11 protein-coding genes are annotated in these 14,386 nt (G+C 64.1%); 9 read left to right on the top strand and 2 right to left on the bottom strand.

Features of this window, described 5'->3' with window-relative positions; all coding sequences use genetic code 11:
• Positions 1-122: 122 nt before the first annotated feature.
• Positions 123-2,615, bottom strand: coding sequence for an FAD-dependent oxidoreductase (locus RIF85_RS01790; protein ID WP_309070191.1), 2,493 nt, complete (start codon positions 2,613-2,615; stop codon positions 123-125).
• A gap of 54 nt (positions 2,616-2,669) precedes the next feature.
• Positions 2,670-3,584, bottom strand: coding sequence for a formyltetrahydrofolate deformylase (gene purU, locus RIF85_RS01795; RefSeq protein ID WP_309070192.1), 915 nt, complete (start codon positions 3,582-3,584; stop codon positions 2,670-2,672).
• A gap of 121 nt (positions 3,585-3,705) precedes the next feature.
• Between purU and RIF85_RS01800 the strand changes: the two genes are divergently transcribed.
• The 9 genes from RIF85_RS01800 to RIF85_RS01840 form a co-directional block, all read left to right on the top strand.
• Positions 3,706-4,386: a GntR family transcriptional regulator gene (locus tag RIF85_RS01800; protein ID WP_309070193.1), complete on the top strand. Its 681-nt coding sequence runs from the start codon at positions 3,706-3,708 to the stop codon at positions 4,384-4,386.
• Between the two features lie 114 nt (positions 4,387-4,500).
• Positions 4,501-5,799 carry a serine hydroxymethyltransferase gene (glyA, locus tag RIF85_RS01805; RefSeq protein ID WP_309070204.1) on the top strand — a complete coding sequence of 433 codons (1,299 nt, stop codon included), beginning with the start codon at positions 4,501-4,503 and terminating at the stop codon, positions 5,797-5,799.
• Positions 5,796-7,016 carry a sarcosine oxidase subunit beta family protein gene (locus RIF85_RS01810; RefSeq protein WP_375164817.1) on the top strand — a complete coding sequence of 407 codons (1,221 nt, stop codon included), beginning with the start codon at positions 5,796-5,798 and terminating at the stop codon, positions 7,014-7,016. Before glyA ends, RIF85_RS01810 begins: the two co-directional genes overlap by 4 nt.
• 38 nt (positions 7,017-7,054) lie before the next feature.
• Positions 7,055-7,474, top strand: coding sequence for a sarcosine oxidase subunit delta (locus RIF85_RS01815; RefSeq protein ID WP_309070195.1), 420 nt, complete (start codon positions 7,055-7,057; stop codon positions 7,472-7,474).
• Entirely contained in the window at positions 7,471-10,413 is a 2,943-nt protein-coding gene (locus RIF85_RS01820; protein ID WP_309070196.1) for a sarcosine oxidase subunit alpha family protein, read from the top strand. Before RIF85_RS01815 ends, RIF85_RS01820 begins: the two co-directional genes overlap by 4 nt.
• Positions 10,406-11,044, top strand: a complete 639-nt coding sequence (locus RIF85_RS01825) for a sarcosine oxidase subunit gamma family protein (RefSeq protein ID WP_309070197.1) — start codon at positions 10,406-10,408, stop codon at positions 11,042-11,044. The genes RIF85_RS01820 and RIF85_RS01825 overlap by 8 nt, the downstream gene beginning before the upstream one ends.
• Positions 11,045-12,418 (top strand): L-serine ammonia-lyase, encoded by a 1,374-nt coding sequence (locus RIF85_RS01830; RefSeq protein ID WP_309070198.1) that lies wholly within the window; start codon positions 11,045-11,047, stop codon positions 12,416-12,418.
• 80 nt (positions 12,419-12,498) lie between these two features.
• On the top strand, positions 12,499-13,698 hold the full coding sequence (locus RIF85_RS01835) for an aminotransferase class I/II-fold pyridoxal phosphate-dependent enzyme (protein ID WP_309070199.1): 1,200 nt from the start codon (positions 12,499-12,501) through the stop codon (positions 13,696-13,698).
• On the top strand, positions 13,695-14,386 hold a 692-nt coding region (locus RIF85_RS01840), incomplete at its 3' end, for a D-glycerate dehydrogenase (RefSeq protein ID WP_309070200.1). The genes RIF85_RS01835 and RIF85_RS01840, both read left to right, overlap by 4 nt.

Consider the following 14,386-nt stretch of genomic DNA (forward strand, 5'->3'; position numbering starts at 1 on the left):
TGTCTTCCTGGGCTAAAGCTCGAGTCGGCTCGGCTGGATTGAAGGTGCCGGGGAACAACGGCGGCCCGGCCCCTGGTTGCAGGGTATGGGGCCGGGCCGCCTGCACTGGTGGACCGCGGTTACTAGCCGCGGAGCCTGGTCATGGTGGGGTCGTAGAGCGGATCAGCTGTGACTGTTGCCTGGATACGGCGCCCGAAGTACTCGATTTCAACCGAATCGCCGATGGAAACAGCGGCCGGAAGGTACGCGTAGGCGATTGGCCTGGCAACGGTGTAGCCGTACGCAGCACTGGTGACGTAGCCGACCGCCTGCTCCTTGTAGAAGACAGGTTCCTTGCCCAACACGATGCTGCGTCCGTCGTCGACCGTCAGGCAGCGCAGACGGCGGGCGGAATTCTCCTCTGTCCGGCCCTCGAGGGCGGCCTTTCCGACGAAGCTCTCCTTGGCCATCTTCACTGCGAAACCGACGCCTGCTTCGAAGGGATCGTGCTCCGTGGTCATGTCAGTGCCCCACGAGCGGTAGCCTTTTTCGAGACGGAGCGAGCTGAACGCTGCGCGGCCTGCTGCGATGACACCGAACGGCTGACCAGCCTTCCAGAGGGCATCCCAGAGACGCTGCCCGTTGTCAGCGGTGGTGTAGAGCTCCCAACCCAGCTCGCCGACGTAGGACAAGCGCATCGCGGTAACTGAGACGCCGCCGATGACTACCTTCTTGGCGCGGAAGTATCGAAGGCCGTCATTGCTGAAGTCATCACTGCTGACAGTGCCGATGAGGTCACGGGCGAGGGGTCCCCACAGGCCGATGCAGCAGGTGCCGCCGGTCGTATCCCGAACCTGGACCCAGTCGTCGGCGGTGCCGGATCGGGTCTGGTGACGGGCGGCGCGCTCGAAGTAGGCGGTGTCGATATTGCCGTTCGCGCCGAGCTGGAAGGTGTCTTCGCTCAGTCGCGCCACCGTGATGTCGCTTCGAATGCCGCCGGCGTGATCGAGCAGCAGGGTGTAGGTCACTGCGCCGGGCTTCTTGTTCAAATCCGCGGTGGTGAGTTCCTGGAGGAGTTTCAGTGCCCCCGGCCCGGAGACTTCGAGGCGCTTGAGCGGGGTCATGTCGTACATGGCTACCGCCGTGCGGGTCTTCCACGCTTCGGCGGCGGCGATGGGTGAGCTGAACATCCCGGACCAGGCGTCTCGAGCCGGCGGCTGCCATTCGGCCGGCATTTCCTTCAGCAGGTCCGCGTTGGACTCGAACCAGTAGGGGCGTTCCCATCCGCCGCCCTCAAGGAAGTACCCACCGAGCTGCTTGTGGCGTGCGTGGAAGGGGCTCACGCGGAGATTGCGGGGGGAAAGCTTGGGCTGGAGCGGGTGGAGGACGTCGTAGATTTCCACGAAGTTCTGCTGCGACGTTTCGCTGACGTATTCGGGGGTCAGCTGGACTTCTTCGAAGCGGTGGATGTCGCAATCGCCCAGGTCAATTTCCGACTTCCCGGTGGTCAGGAGCTCGGCGACAGCGCGGGCGATACCAGCGGAATGGGTCACCCACACTGCTTCAGCCACGAAGAATCCGTCCAGCTCCTTGGATTCACCCACCAGGGAGCCACCGTCGGGGGTGAAGGAGAATATCCCGTTGAAGCCGTCTTCGATGTCGCTTTCCCGCAGTGAGGGAAGCAGTTGCTTGGTGGCCTCCCACGCAGGGAGGAAGTCCTCCAGAGTGAAATCCAGCCGTGACGGCATGTTGTGTTCGGTGATCGTGGCGGGCTCATAGTTGCCGAGCTCGTCGAGGTCCACGGGCATGGGGCGATGGGCGTAGGAACCGATGCCGTAGCGGTCGCCGTGCTCGCGGTAGTAGAGGTCCTGGTCCTGGTGGCGCAGGATGGGCAGGGAAGCGCCGTTGGGCGATGCGTTTCTGCCCTGCTGCGCCGGCACGGGAGTGGTCTTCACGTACTGGTGGGCCAGTGGGAGCAGGGGGACAGACATGCCGATCATCTCTCCGATCTTGGCGCCCCAGAAACCGGCGCAGGAGACAACGATGTCGGCGGGGATGACGCCGTCGGACGTCTCGACGCCGGTGACCCGGCGGTTTGACTGTTCAATCCCGGTGACTGCGGTGTTACCGAGGTATTTGACTCCCGCGGCCTCCGTCCGCTTGATCAGCAGTTGCACGGCGCGGGCAGCGCTGGCCAGACCGTCAGTCGGGACGTGAAGCCCGCCGAGGATGCCTTCCTCATTGAGGAGGGGGTAGAGCTCCTTGCACTCTTCACGGGTGAGGATCTTGCCTTCGATGCCCCAGGACGCTGCATATCCCAGCTTGCGCTTCAGGTCAGCGAGGCGCGTTTCTGTGGTGGCAACTTCAAGGCCGCCCACCTGGTTGAAGCAGCTCACGCCGTCCTCGGTGAGGGACAAAAGCTTCTCCACCGTGTACTTGGCGAAGAGCGCCATGGTCTTTGAGGGATTCGTCTGGAAGACAAGCCCTGGGGCATGGGACGTTGAACCCCCCGGCATGTTCAGCGGCCCCTGGTCCAGGACTGTGATGTTGTTCCACCCCCGTGAGACCAGTTCGTCGGCGAGGTTGGTGCCAACGATTCCGGCTCCGATGATGACAATGCGCGGCGTCGATGCCATGTGCTTTCTCCTGCTGATTTTCGTCTTTGGACTCTGCTGCTTCAGTTGGCGTGCTTACCGGAACACGACGGTGCTGGTCTGATCCAGCAGCACGCGGTGTTCACAGTGCCAGCGGACGGCGCGTGAGAGTGCGAGGGCTTCTGCGTCACGGCCCACCGTCGAAAGGGTGGTGGGCCCGTAGGTGTGATCCACTCGGATAACTTCCTGCTCAATGATCGGTCCCTCATCCAGATCCGCCGTCACATAGTGCGCAGTGGCCCCGACGAGCTTTACACCGCGGTCGTAGGCCTGGTGGTAAGGCCGTGCGCCCTTGAAGCCCGGCAGGAACGAGTGGTGAATGTTGATGGCGCGGCCTTCCAGTGCCCGGCACAGGCCGTCGGAGAGCACCTGCATGTACCGGGCGAGCACCACGAGATCGACATCATGCTCGTCCACCAGTTCCAGCAGTCTCGCTTCGGCGTCTGCCTTTGTCTCCGGAGTCACCGGGAGGTAGATGAAGGGAAGGCCTGCGGCATCGGCCATGGCACGGTGGGTCTCATGGTTTGATACCACCAGGGCGATATCGCCGCCGAGGCTGCCGCCGCGCCAGCGGAAGATCAGGTCGTTCAGGCAGTGCCCGAACTTGGAAACCATGACCAGGATGCGTTGCTTGGTTTCGTCGTGAAAGCTGAACTTCATCTCGAAGCGGTCAGCGATCGCGCTGAACTCCTCATTGAGCCTTTCGGGCGTGTACTCGGGGGAACCCGAGAAGGCTGTACGCAGATGCAGTGTCTGACGAAGTCCGTCGTCGAACTGCTGGTGTTCGTCGATGTTGAACCCGCGCTCGAAGAGGAACGTGGTGACCGCCTGGACGATGCCGGCGCGCTCGACGCACGACAGTGTGAGAACAAACTTCCTCGTCTGTTCCTGCGGGCGGGCCTCTGGCTCGGGAAGGATGCTGGTGGATGAATCGGATGCCATGAGGGTCATGTCTTCTCCTCTAGATATATTCCTAAAATACATACTGATATATTAGGGCTGGCAATCAGCGTATACTGGTTGGAGGGGCGGGGTCAATAGCTTCGCATTTTGGAGAAGAGGGGTTGGCGTTATGGTTCTTGAGGCTCTTGCGGTCGACGATGAGACGCCCAGAAAATCATTGGCAGACGTGGCATACGAGAACATCAGGGACCGGCTGTTGACCTTGAAGATCAGGCCCGGCGATCTCCTCAATGACGACCTGCTCGCCAGGGATCTCGGAGTGGGCCGGACGCCGGTGCGTGAAGCGCTGAAGCGGCTGGAGCTGGACCGCCTGGTTGTTTCCTACCCCCGGAGGGGAACTTTCGCCACTCGGGTGGAGGTTACCGACCTTGCGTACATTTCGGAGATTCGTACCCAACTCGAGCCCCTCGCCGCCTCCCGGGCGGCGCGGATAGCAACGGACGCGGCGAGGGAGCGGTTGCGGTCAGTCATGCATGCTCTTGAGACGTTCGATATCGCGTCGGCGTCTGCCGTCGAAACCCTGCAGCTGGATGCGCAGGTGCACCAGGGTATCTATGCAGCCGCTGCCAATCCCCATCTCGAAGACGTCCTGATCCGCTACGACAATCTTGCAACCCGTATCTGGTGCATGGTCCTGGACCGGCTTCCCGACCTTTCCCACCACGTGCACGAGCATGTGGATCTGCTGCGTGCCGTCATCGACGGTGATGAAGCAAAAGCTGCTGAACTGGCGAGGGCTCACGTCATCGGTTTCGAACATGCGATTCGCGAGGCTCTCTTCGCCGCCTAAGCCGGTTGGGTGAGGGGAATCACCTGAGGTGTTGACTCTCGCTGCTGCCGGTAGCATACTTGAGCCACATAACTAATATATCAAGCGGATATTAGATACGGCTTAGGAGAAATGATGGTCGACGTTCTGACTCGCTCGCTCGCAGAGACGGATCCTCGGGTCCACGCCGCTGTGCAGCAGGAACTGCTGCGCCAGCAGGGCACCCTGGAGATGATCGCCTCCGAAAACTTCGCGCCGACTGCGGTCATGGAGGCGCAGGGATCGGTCCTGACCAACAAGTATGCAGAGGGCTACCCCGGCAAGCGTTACTACGGCGGCTGCGAACACGTTGACGTGATCGAGCAGTTGGCCATCGACCGTCTGAAATCATTGTTCGGCTCTGAATTCGCCAATGTGCAACCCCACTCAGGTGCCCAGGCCAACGCAGCGGCAATGTTCGCCCTCATTCAGCCCGGAGACACCATCCTCGGGCTGAACCTCGCGCACGGCGGGCACCTCACCCATGGCATGCGCATCAACTTCTCCGGCAAGCTCTACAAGGTTGTTCCGTACGGCGTCGGCGAAGAGGACATGCTGATCGACATGGCGGAGGTGGAACGCCTGGCCATTGAACACAAGCCGCAGCTGATTGTGGCCGGCTGGTCCGCATACTCCCGGCAGTTGGATTTCGCTGAGTTCCGTCGCATCGCCGACCTGGTCGGTGCTTACCTGATGGTGGACATGGCGCACTTCGCCGGACTGGTGGCAGCTGGCCTGCACCCCAGCCCCGTCCCGCATGCACACATTGTCACGAGCACCACGCACAAGACACTCGGCGGCCCGCGTGGGGGAGTGATCCTCACCAATGACGCCGCCATTGCCAAGAAGGTGAACTCCGCAGTCTTCCCCGGCCAGCAGGGCGGCCCCCTGGAACATGTCATCGCCGGAAAGGCTGTCGCATTCAAGCTGGCAGCGGAGCCCGAATTCAGGGAACGCCAGGAGCGCACCCTGGAAGGTGCCCGGATCATCGCCCAGCGGCTTCTCGCTGATGACGTCGCCGAGTCCGGTGCCACCGTCGTCAGCGGCGGCACCGACGTCCACCTGATCCTGGTGGACCTGCGCAACTCCGAGCTGGACGGGCAACAGGGCGAAGACCGCCTGCACCGGATCGGCATCACGGTCAACCGCAACGCCGTGCCCTTCGACCCGCGTCCGCCGATGGTGTCTTCCGGTCTTCGCATCGGAACGCCGGCACTCGCCACGCGTGGGTTCGGAGAGGCGGAATTCACCGAGGTCGCTGACATTATCGCCGCAGCACTCAAGCGCGAGTTCAACGACGAGACTGTGGCGGAACTCCGGCAGCGGGTTGAAATCCTGGCCGGCAAGTTCCCGCTCTACCCCAACCTTTCCTCCGACGCGACCGAGGTGGCATGATGGCCGATCTGCTTCCGGAGCACCCGGATTTCCTTTGGCACAACCCCGAGCCCAAGTCCTCCTATGATGCGGTCATCGTCGGCGGCGGCGGGCACGGTCTTGCCACGGCCTACTACCTGGCCAAGAACCATGGAATGACCAACATCGCCATCCTGGAAAAGGGTTGGCTGGCTGGTGGCAACATGGCCCGCAATACCACGATCATCCGATCCAATTACCTGTGGGACGAGAGCGCGGCCATCTACGAGCAGGCCCTCAAGCTGTGGGAAATCCTGCCGGAAGAGCTCGAGTACGACTTCCTCTTCAGCCAGCGAGGGGTCATGAACCTCGCCCACACCCTGGGTGATGTGCGGGAGAGCGTCCGGCGCGTGGGAGCGAACAAGCTCAACGGTGTGGACGCCGAATGGCTTGACCCCAAGCAGGTCAAGGAACTCTGCCCCATCCTGAACATCAATGACAACATCCGTTACCCCGTCATGGGCGCCACCTACCAGCCGCGGGCAGGCATCGCCAAGCACGATCATGTCGCATGGGCGTTCGCGCGCAAGTGCGACGAACTGGGCGTGGACATCATCCAGAACTGCGAAGTCACCGGCTTCGTCAAGGACGGCAACCGAGTGGTTGGCGTCAAAACCAACCGGGGCACCATCAATACAGGGAAAGTGGGCCTGTGCGCCGCGGGACACAGCTCTGTCCTGGCCGAAATGGCCGGCTTCCGTCTACCCATCCAATCCCACCCGCTCCAGGCGCTCGTCTCCGAGCTGCACGAGCCGGTTCACCCCACGGTGGTCATGTCCAATCACGTGCACGTCTACGTTTCGCAGGCGCACAAGGGCGAACTGGTGATGGGTGCCGGTGTGGACTCCTACAACGGTTACGGCCAGCGGGGCTCGTTCCATGTGATCGAGCACCAGATGGCAGCCGCGGTTGAGCTCTTCCCGATCTTTGCCCGTGCCCACGTTCTGCGGACCTGGGGTGGCATCGTGGATACCACCCTGGACGCGTCCCCCATCGTGGGCAACACCCCGGTGGAAAACATGTTCGTGAACTGCGGCTGGGGCACCGGCGGGTTCAAGGGAACACCGGCTGCGGGTCTCACCTTCGCCCACAACATCGCCACGGGCGCTCCGCACAGGTTGAACAAGCCGTTTGCGCTGGAACGCTTCGAAACCGGTGCGCTGATCGACGAACACGGCGCTGCTGCCGTCGCCCACTAGCCGCCAGCGACCGACGCTCTCCCAGAAAGAAGACGCACATGCTGCTCATCTCCTGCCCCAATTGCGGCTCGCGTGACGAGACCGAGTTCCACTACGGTGGCCAGGCCCACGTTGCCTACCCGGAAAACCCCCATGAGCTGACCGACCGTGAGTGGGCCGAGTTCCTGTTCTACCGGGACAACACCAAGGGCTCCTTCGCCGAGCGCTGGTTGCACAGCACGGGCTGCCGTCAGTGGTTCAACATGCTCCGTGACACGGTGACTTACGACATCCAGGCGGTGTACCCGATGGGTACGCCCCGGCCCGATGCTGCCGGGCAGCGGACTGCCGATACCGGCACTGCCAGCACCGCGGCTGACAGCACAACCACCGGAAGCGCAGCTCCGGATATTTCCGGCACGAGCACCTCTGCCACCAGCATCTCCAGCACCCCAGCCCCGGAAGGAGCAACCAAGTGACTTCCCAGAACGCACGCCTCGCAGCCGGCGGACGCATCGACCGAACCATCTCCTGGCGTTTCACCGTGGACGGTGAGGAATTCACGGGTCATCCCGGCGACACCCTCGCCTCGGCCCTGATCGCGAACGGCCGGATCGCCGCCGGAAACTCGCTCTACGAGAACCGCGCCCGCGGCATCATGTCCGCCGGCGTCGAGGAATCCAACGCCATGGTCAAGGTGGAGCCGCGCTTCCCCGGCCACGTGGCCGAGTCAATGCTCCCCGCCACCACCGTCACTTTGGTGGATGGGCTGAAGGCAGAGCTCCTCAACGGCCTGGGCAAGCTTGACCCGGAGGAGGACCATGCCGAGTACGACAAGAAGTACGTCCACACTGATGTCCTGGTTATCGGCGGCGGCCCCGCAGGCCTGGCCGCGGCCCGGGAAGCCGTGCGGACCGGTGCCCGTGTCATGCTGCTGGACGACCAGCCTGAGCTGGGAGGCTCGCTCCTGTCCGGCTCCACAGCACCGGACCTGGCCGAGACCATCGAGGGCAAGCCGGCCCTGGAGTGGGTGGCGGACGTGGAAGCCGAACTCGTTTCCGGCTCCGAGTCCACCGTCCTGAACCGCACCACGGCCTTCGGCGCCTACGACGCCAACTATGTCATCGCCGTCCAGAACCGTACCGACCACCTGTCCTCGCCCGCGCCGTCGGGAGTCTCCCGCCAGCGTATCTGGCACATCCGTGCGAGCCAGGTTGTACTGGCCCCCGGTGCCCACGAACGTCCGTTGGTGTTCGAGAACAACGACCGGCCCGGCATCATGCTCGCCTCCGCCGTCCGCAGCTACCTGAACCGCTACGCCGTGGCCGCCGGGCAGCGCGTGGTCATCAGCACCACCAATGACAGCGCCTACGCCCTTGCCGCTGACCTCCGCAGCGCCGGCGTAAACGTCGCCGTCGTCGTGGATGCCCGTCCCCAGCTCAGCGAGGTGGCAGCGGCCGCCGTCGAAGCGGGCACACGGGTGCTGACCGGCAGCGCAGTGGCGAACACCTCTGCCGACAACAGCGGCCGCCTGAACGGCGTGACCGTCCGCGCCATTAACGACGACGGCGAGCTCACCTCCGGCACTGAACAGGTCGCCTGCGATCTGCTCGCTGTTTCCGGCGGCTGGAGCCCGCTGGTGCACCTGCACTCCCAGCGGCAGGGAAAGCTGCGCTGGGACGACGAGCTGGCCGCCTTTGTGCCGAGCACCGTGGTGCCCAACCAGCAGATTGTCGGCTCCGGACGCGGTTCCTTCGGCATCGCAGACTGCCTGGCCGAGGGAATCACCGCCGGCGCGTCGGCTGCCATCGCAGCCGGGTTCGCGTCCGCCGTCGTGCCGTCACCGCTGGCGGAGCCGAAGGCGTCCGCCCCGACCCGGCAGTTGTGGCTGGTCCCCGGTGAGACGGGAACTCCGGATGACTGGCACCAACATTTCGTGGATTTCCAGCGAGACCAGTCAGTGGCTGACGTGCTGCGCTCGACCGGAGCCGGTATGCGCTCGGTGGAGCACATCAAGCGTTACACCTCCATCAGCACCGCCAACGACCAGGGCAAGACTTCCGGCGTCAACGCAATCGGCGTCATCGCGGCCGCGCTGCGTACCGCCGGTGAGGCCTCCCGCGGCATCGGCGACATCGGCACCACCACCTACCGCGCACCGTTCACACCCGTGGCATTCGCGGCATTGGCCGGACGCCAGCGCGGGGAGCTGTTCGACCCCGCCCGCAAGACGTCCATTCACCCCTGGCACGTCGCGAAGGGCGCCCTGTTCGAGGACGTGGGGCAGTGGAAGCGGCCCTGGTACTACCCGCAGGACGGGGAGGACATGGACGCGGCCGTGTTGCGTGAGTGCGCGGCCGTCCGTGAGTCTGTGGGCTTCATGGACGCCACGACCCTGGGCAAGATCGAGATCCGGGGCAAGGACGCCGGTGAGTTCCTGAACCGGATCTACACCAACGCGTTCAAAAAGCTCGCCCCGGGCTCGGCCCGTTACGGTGTCATGTGCCTGGCGGACGGCATGATCTTCGACGACGGCGTGACGCTGCGCCTGGACGAGGAGACCTACTTCATGACCACCACCACCGGCGGCGCCGCGAAGGTGCTGGATTGGCTGGAGGAATGGCTGCAGACCGAGTGGCCTGAGCTGGATGTGCACTGCACTTCGGTGACCGAACAGTGGAGCACGATTGCCGTCGTCGGGCCCAAATCCCGCGCGGTCCTTGCCAAGGTGGCGCCGGAGTTGGCCGCCGACGGGGGACTGGAAGCCGAAGCGTTCCCGTTCATGACCTTCCGTGAAACGACGCTCGCCTCCGGCGTGCGTGCCCGGGTCTGCCGGATTTCGTTCTCCGGTGAACTCGCCTACGAGATCAACGTGCCGGCCTGGTACGGGCTCAACACGTGGGAAGCGGTCGCAGCCGCCGGTGCTGAATTCAACATCACTCCCTACGGCACCGAAACCATGCACGTGCTCCGCGCCGAGAAGGGCTACCCCATCGTAGGCCAGGACACGGACGGAACCGTCACCCCCCAGGATGCCGGGATGGAATGGGTCGTCTCCAAGGCCAAGGACTTCATCGGTAAGCGCTCCTACTCCCGGGCCGATGCCCGGCGCGAGGACCGCAAGCACCTGGTCAGCGTTCTACCCGTGGATGGGACGCTGCGGCTGCCGGAAGGAACCCAGCTCGTGGAAAAGGGCCGCTCCACCAACCCCGCCTACGGGCCGGTCCCGATGGAGGGCTTCGTCACCTCCAGCTATCACAGCGCGGCCCTGGGCAGGTCGTTCGGCCTGGCACTGATCAGAAACGGCCGTAACCGCATCGGCGAAACCCTGGTGGCGGCCGCCGGCGACCAACTCGTGGACGTCGTCGTCGCCGAAACCGTGCTATTTGACCCCGAAGGGACCCGCAAAGATGGCTGAAACAGCAGCACCCGCAACCTCCTACGAGAAGAATCTCTCCCTCCGTGTCAGCCCAGCCGCCCAGCTCCGGGCAGACTTTGAAACCGGGTCTGTCCGCGGCGTGGTGGAGCTGTCCGAAGTGGCCTTCCTGACCATGGTCGGTCTGCGAATCAATCGCACGAGCGACGCCGGAGAGCGCATCGTCTCCATCACCGGCGGGCTGCCCGCAGCGTGTGGTGACGTCAGCGATCACGGGGACACGTCGGTGCTGTGGCTCGGGCCTGAAGAGTTCCTGGTAGTGGCACCACGCGAAGCGCACGAGTCCCTCGGCGGAGACCTCATCCAGGCTCTCCGGGAAGCACTCGGTGACGGGGCCGGCCAGGTGGTGGATCTCTCCGCCAACCGCACCACCTTTGAACTGAGGGGACCGCGGGCGCGGGCTGTACTTGAGAAGGGATGCTCCCTGGACCTGCACCCGCGCGTGCTGAAGGCCGGCACCGCCCTGTCGACGGAGATCGGCAACATTCCGGTGGTGCTGTGGAAGACCGGTGACGAAAGCTACCGGCTTTTCCCCCGCGCGTCGTTCGCTGATTTCCTGGGTCGCTGGCTTCTGGACGCGATGCGGGAGTACGCCTCGCCTGAGGTTCCCTGAATGGCCCTCAGCGTCCTGGACCTGTTCTCCGTGGGCATCGGGCCGTCGTCGTCACACACGGTGGGCCCGATGCGGGCAGCGAAGCTGTTTGCCGACGGACTCAAGGGAGACGGACACCTGAGCTCCACCAGGCGGGTCCAGGCCGAGCTGTTCGGCTCCCTCGGCGCCACCGGAAGGGGCCACGGCTCGGACAAGGCCGTGGTCCTGGGCTTCAAGGGGCTGGAGCCGGAAACCGTGGATACCTCCACCGCGGATGACCAGGTGGCCGCCGCTGCCCTGGACGCAGAGCTGTGGGTGGGCGGCGACCACCGGGTGGACTTCAACTGGGACGAGGATGTGGTGCTGCACCGGCGCAAATCCCTCCCCGCACATCCCAACGGCATGACCTTCCGCGCTTTGGACCATGCCGGATTTGTGCTGAGTGAACGAAGCTTCTATTCAATCGGAGGCGGATTTGTTGTTGACGGGGACGCCGACGCCGGTGACAAGGTAGTTGCCGACGCGACTGTCCTGCCGTACCCCTTCAACACCGCGGACGAGCTCCTGGCGATTTGCAGCCGTGAAGGCATGTCCATCTCCGACGTGATGCTCGCCAACGAGTTGGTGTGGCGGACCGAAGCGGAGCTGCGGGAAAAGCTGCTGGGACTGTGGGCGGTCATGCGCGAATGCGTTGACAACGGCTGCACCGCGGACGGGATACTTCCGGGCGGGCTCAGCGTTCGACGGCGGGCGCCGTCGTTATTCCAGACCCTGACGGCGGACACCGGGGTGACCGACCCGCTGCGCGCGATGGAATGGGTGAACCTGTTCGCGCTGGCCGTGAATGAGGAGAACGCTGCCGGCGGGCGGATAGTCACCGCACCGACCAATGGCGCAGCAGGCATCGTTCCTGCAGTGTTGCACTATTACGTGAAGTTCGTTCCCGGCGCCAACGACGACGGCGTGGTCCGCTTCCTGCTTGCCGCAGCCGCCGTCGGAATTCTGTTCAAAATCAATGCCTCCATCTCAGGAGCGGAAGTCGGCTGCCAGGGTGAGGTGGGCTCGGCCTGCTCCATGGCCGCCGCCGGGCTCTGCGAAGTGCTGGGCGGGACACCTGCCCAGGTGGAAAATGCCGCTGAAGTGGGTATCGAACACAACCTCGGCCTGACCTGTGACCCGGTGGGCGGGCTGGTGCAGATCCCCTGCATCGAGCGCAACGCCATCGCCAGCGTGAAGGCCATCAACGCTGCCCGCCTTGCCCTGCACGGCGACGGCAGCCACAAGGTGTCGCTCGACAAAGCCATCAAAACGATGCGCGACACTGGAGCGGATATGAAGAGCAAGTACAAGGAAACTTCCCGCGGAGGCCTGGCGGTGAACGTCATCGAGTGCTGAGCGCCTGACAGCCTCCACGACGCCTGAGCACCATTTATTACCTGAACTTTGATCGCCAACTCGATGAGGAGTGGAACAGCATGCAGCAACTCGCGCACCGGCTCGAACGTCTGGGCACCGAGACCGCCTTCAGCGTCGCACAGGCCGCAGCCGCCTGGAAGGCGAAGGGAAACCTCGTGTACCCCTTCCATCTGGGCGACATCAACATCCCGACTGCCCCGCATATCGTCGAGGCGATGAACCGGGCGATCGCAGACGGGTACACGGGCTACTGCCCGGGCCCCGGCATCCCGCCGTTGCGTGAGGCTCTCGCCGACGATATCGGGTCCCGGAGAGGTGTTAAGTTCAAGCCCGACAACGTCGTTGTGATGACGGGCGGCAAGCCGGTCATCACCAAGTTCCTGCAGGCGGTCATGAACCCTGGCCAGGAAGTGCTCTATCCCAACCCGGGCTTCCCGATCTACGAATCGCAGATCGAGTACCTGGGCGGTACGGCGGTTCCGTACCGCTATGTGCCCACGAGTCAGGGCTTCGCGATTGACCTCGACCAGGTACGGGCATCCATCACCCCGAACACGGTAGCGATCATCTACAACGACCTGCAGAACCCCATCTCGGCGGAGTCGACGGAGGCCGAGCGGCAAGCTATCGCGCAGCTCGCACAGGAGCACGACCTCTGGGTGCTCTCCGACGAGGCGTATTTCGAGACACGCTATGAGGGTGTCTCGACCTCGATCGCGTCACTTCCCGGCATGGCCGAGCGCACGGTGATCCTATATACGTTCAGCAAGAAGTTCGCCATGACCGGATCCCGCCTCGGTTGCGCCGTCGCCCCGGTCGAGATCGCCAAAGTCCTCAGCACGCTCAACACCAACGATGAGTCATGCACAACGCATTACGTGCAGTGGGCCGGCATCGAAGCGCTCCGTGGCACCCAGCAACCCGTCCAGCAAATGCTCGATATTCTCCGCGAGCGGCGGGATGCCGCCTGCGAACTCGTGAACGACATCTCCGGGATGTACGTAGCAGTGCCGCAGTCGACGTTCTACCTCTTCCCCGACGTCACCGAGGTCATGGAGCGCCTGGGGTACGCGGCAGTCGGTGATTTCGCCTCCGCAGCGCTGCATGAGACCGGCGTTTCCTTCTGTACGCGTGAACACTTCGGGCGCCGTCAGCCCGGCGAGGAGCGGCAGTACATCCGGCTTGCCTACTCGGGCATCGACGTCGCCGATATCCGCGACGGACTTGGTCGCCTGCGCAAGTGGATCGAGACGGCATGAGCCGGGTCGTCGTCACGGGGCGGGTCCCCGAAGCCGCTATTGAAAAGCTTCGCGCCGAGCATGAGGTCGATGCGTGGGAGGGCCCGGAGTCGATCGGCCGGGAGGAGCTCCTGCGCCGGGTAGCCGGGGCGGATGCCGTGGTGAGCCTGCTCACCGAGCGCATCGACGCCGAGCTGCTCGACGTCGCCGGACCGCAGCTCAAAGTGGTCGCGAACGTCGCCGTGGGTTATGACAACATCGACGTGCCTGCCTGTTCCCAACGGGGCATCGTGGCCACCAACACTCCCGGGGTTCTCACGGACGCCACAGCCGACATCGCGTTTGGGCTGATCCTCATGGCGACCCGCAGGCTCGGCGAGGGGGAACGGATCATCCGCTCGGGTCAGGCCTGGAAGTGGGGCATGTTCTTCCTGCTCGGGAGCAGTCTGCAGGGCAAAGCCCTCGGCGTCGTCGGTATGGGCGGCATCGGGCAGGCGACTGCGCGCCGGGCCAGAGCCTTCGGCATGGAAATCGTCTACCAGTCGCGCAGCGAGATCGATCCCCGGGTAGCCGCTGAGCTGGGCGCCCGGCGGGTAGAGCTCGACGAGTTGCTGGCCATTTCTGACGTCGTCTCGCTGCACTGCCCCTACGGTCCTGCCACGCATCATCTGATCGGCGCCGAACAACTGGTTTCGATGAAGGATTCGGC

Origin of the sequence: Arthrobacter sp., from assembly GCF_031179385.1 — a bacterium.
Taxonomy (GTDB): domain Bacteria; phylum Actinomycetota; class Actinomycetes; order Actinomycetales; family Micrococcaceae; genus Arthrobacter_D.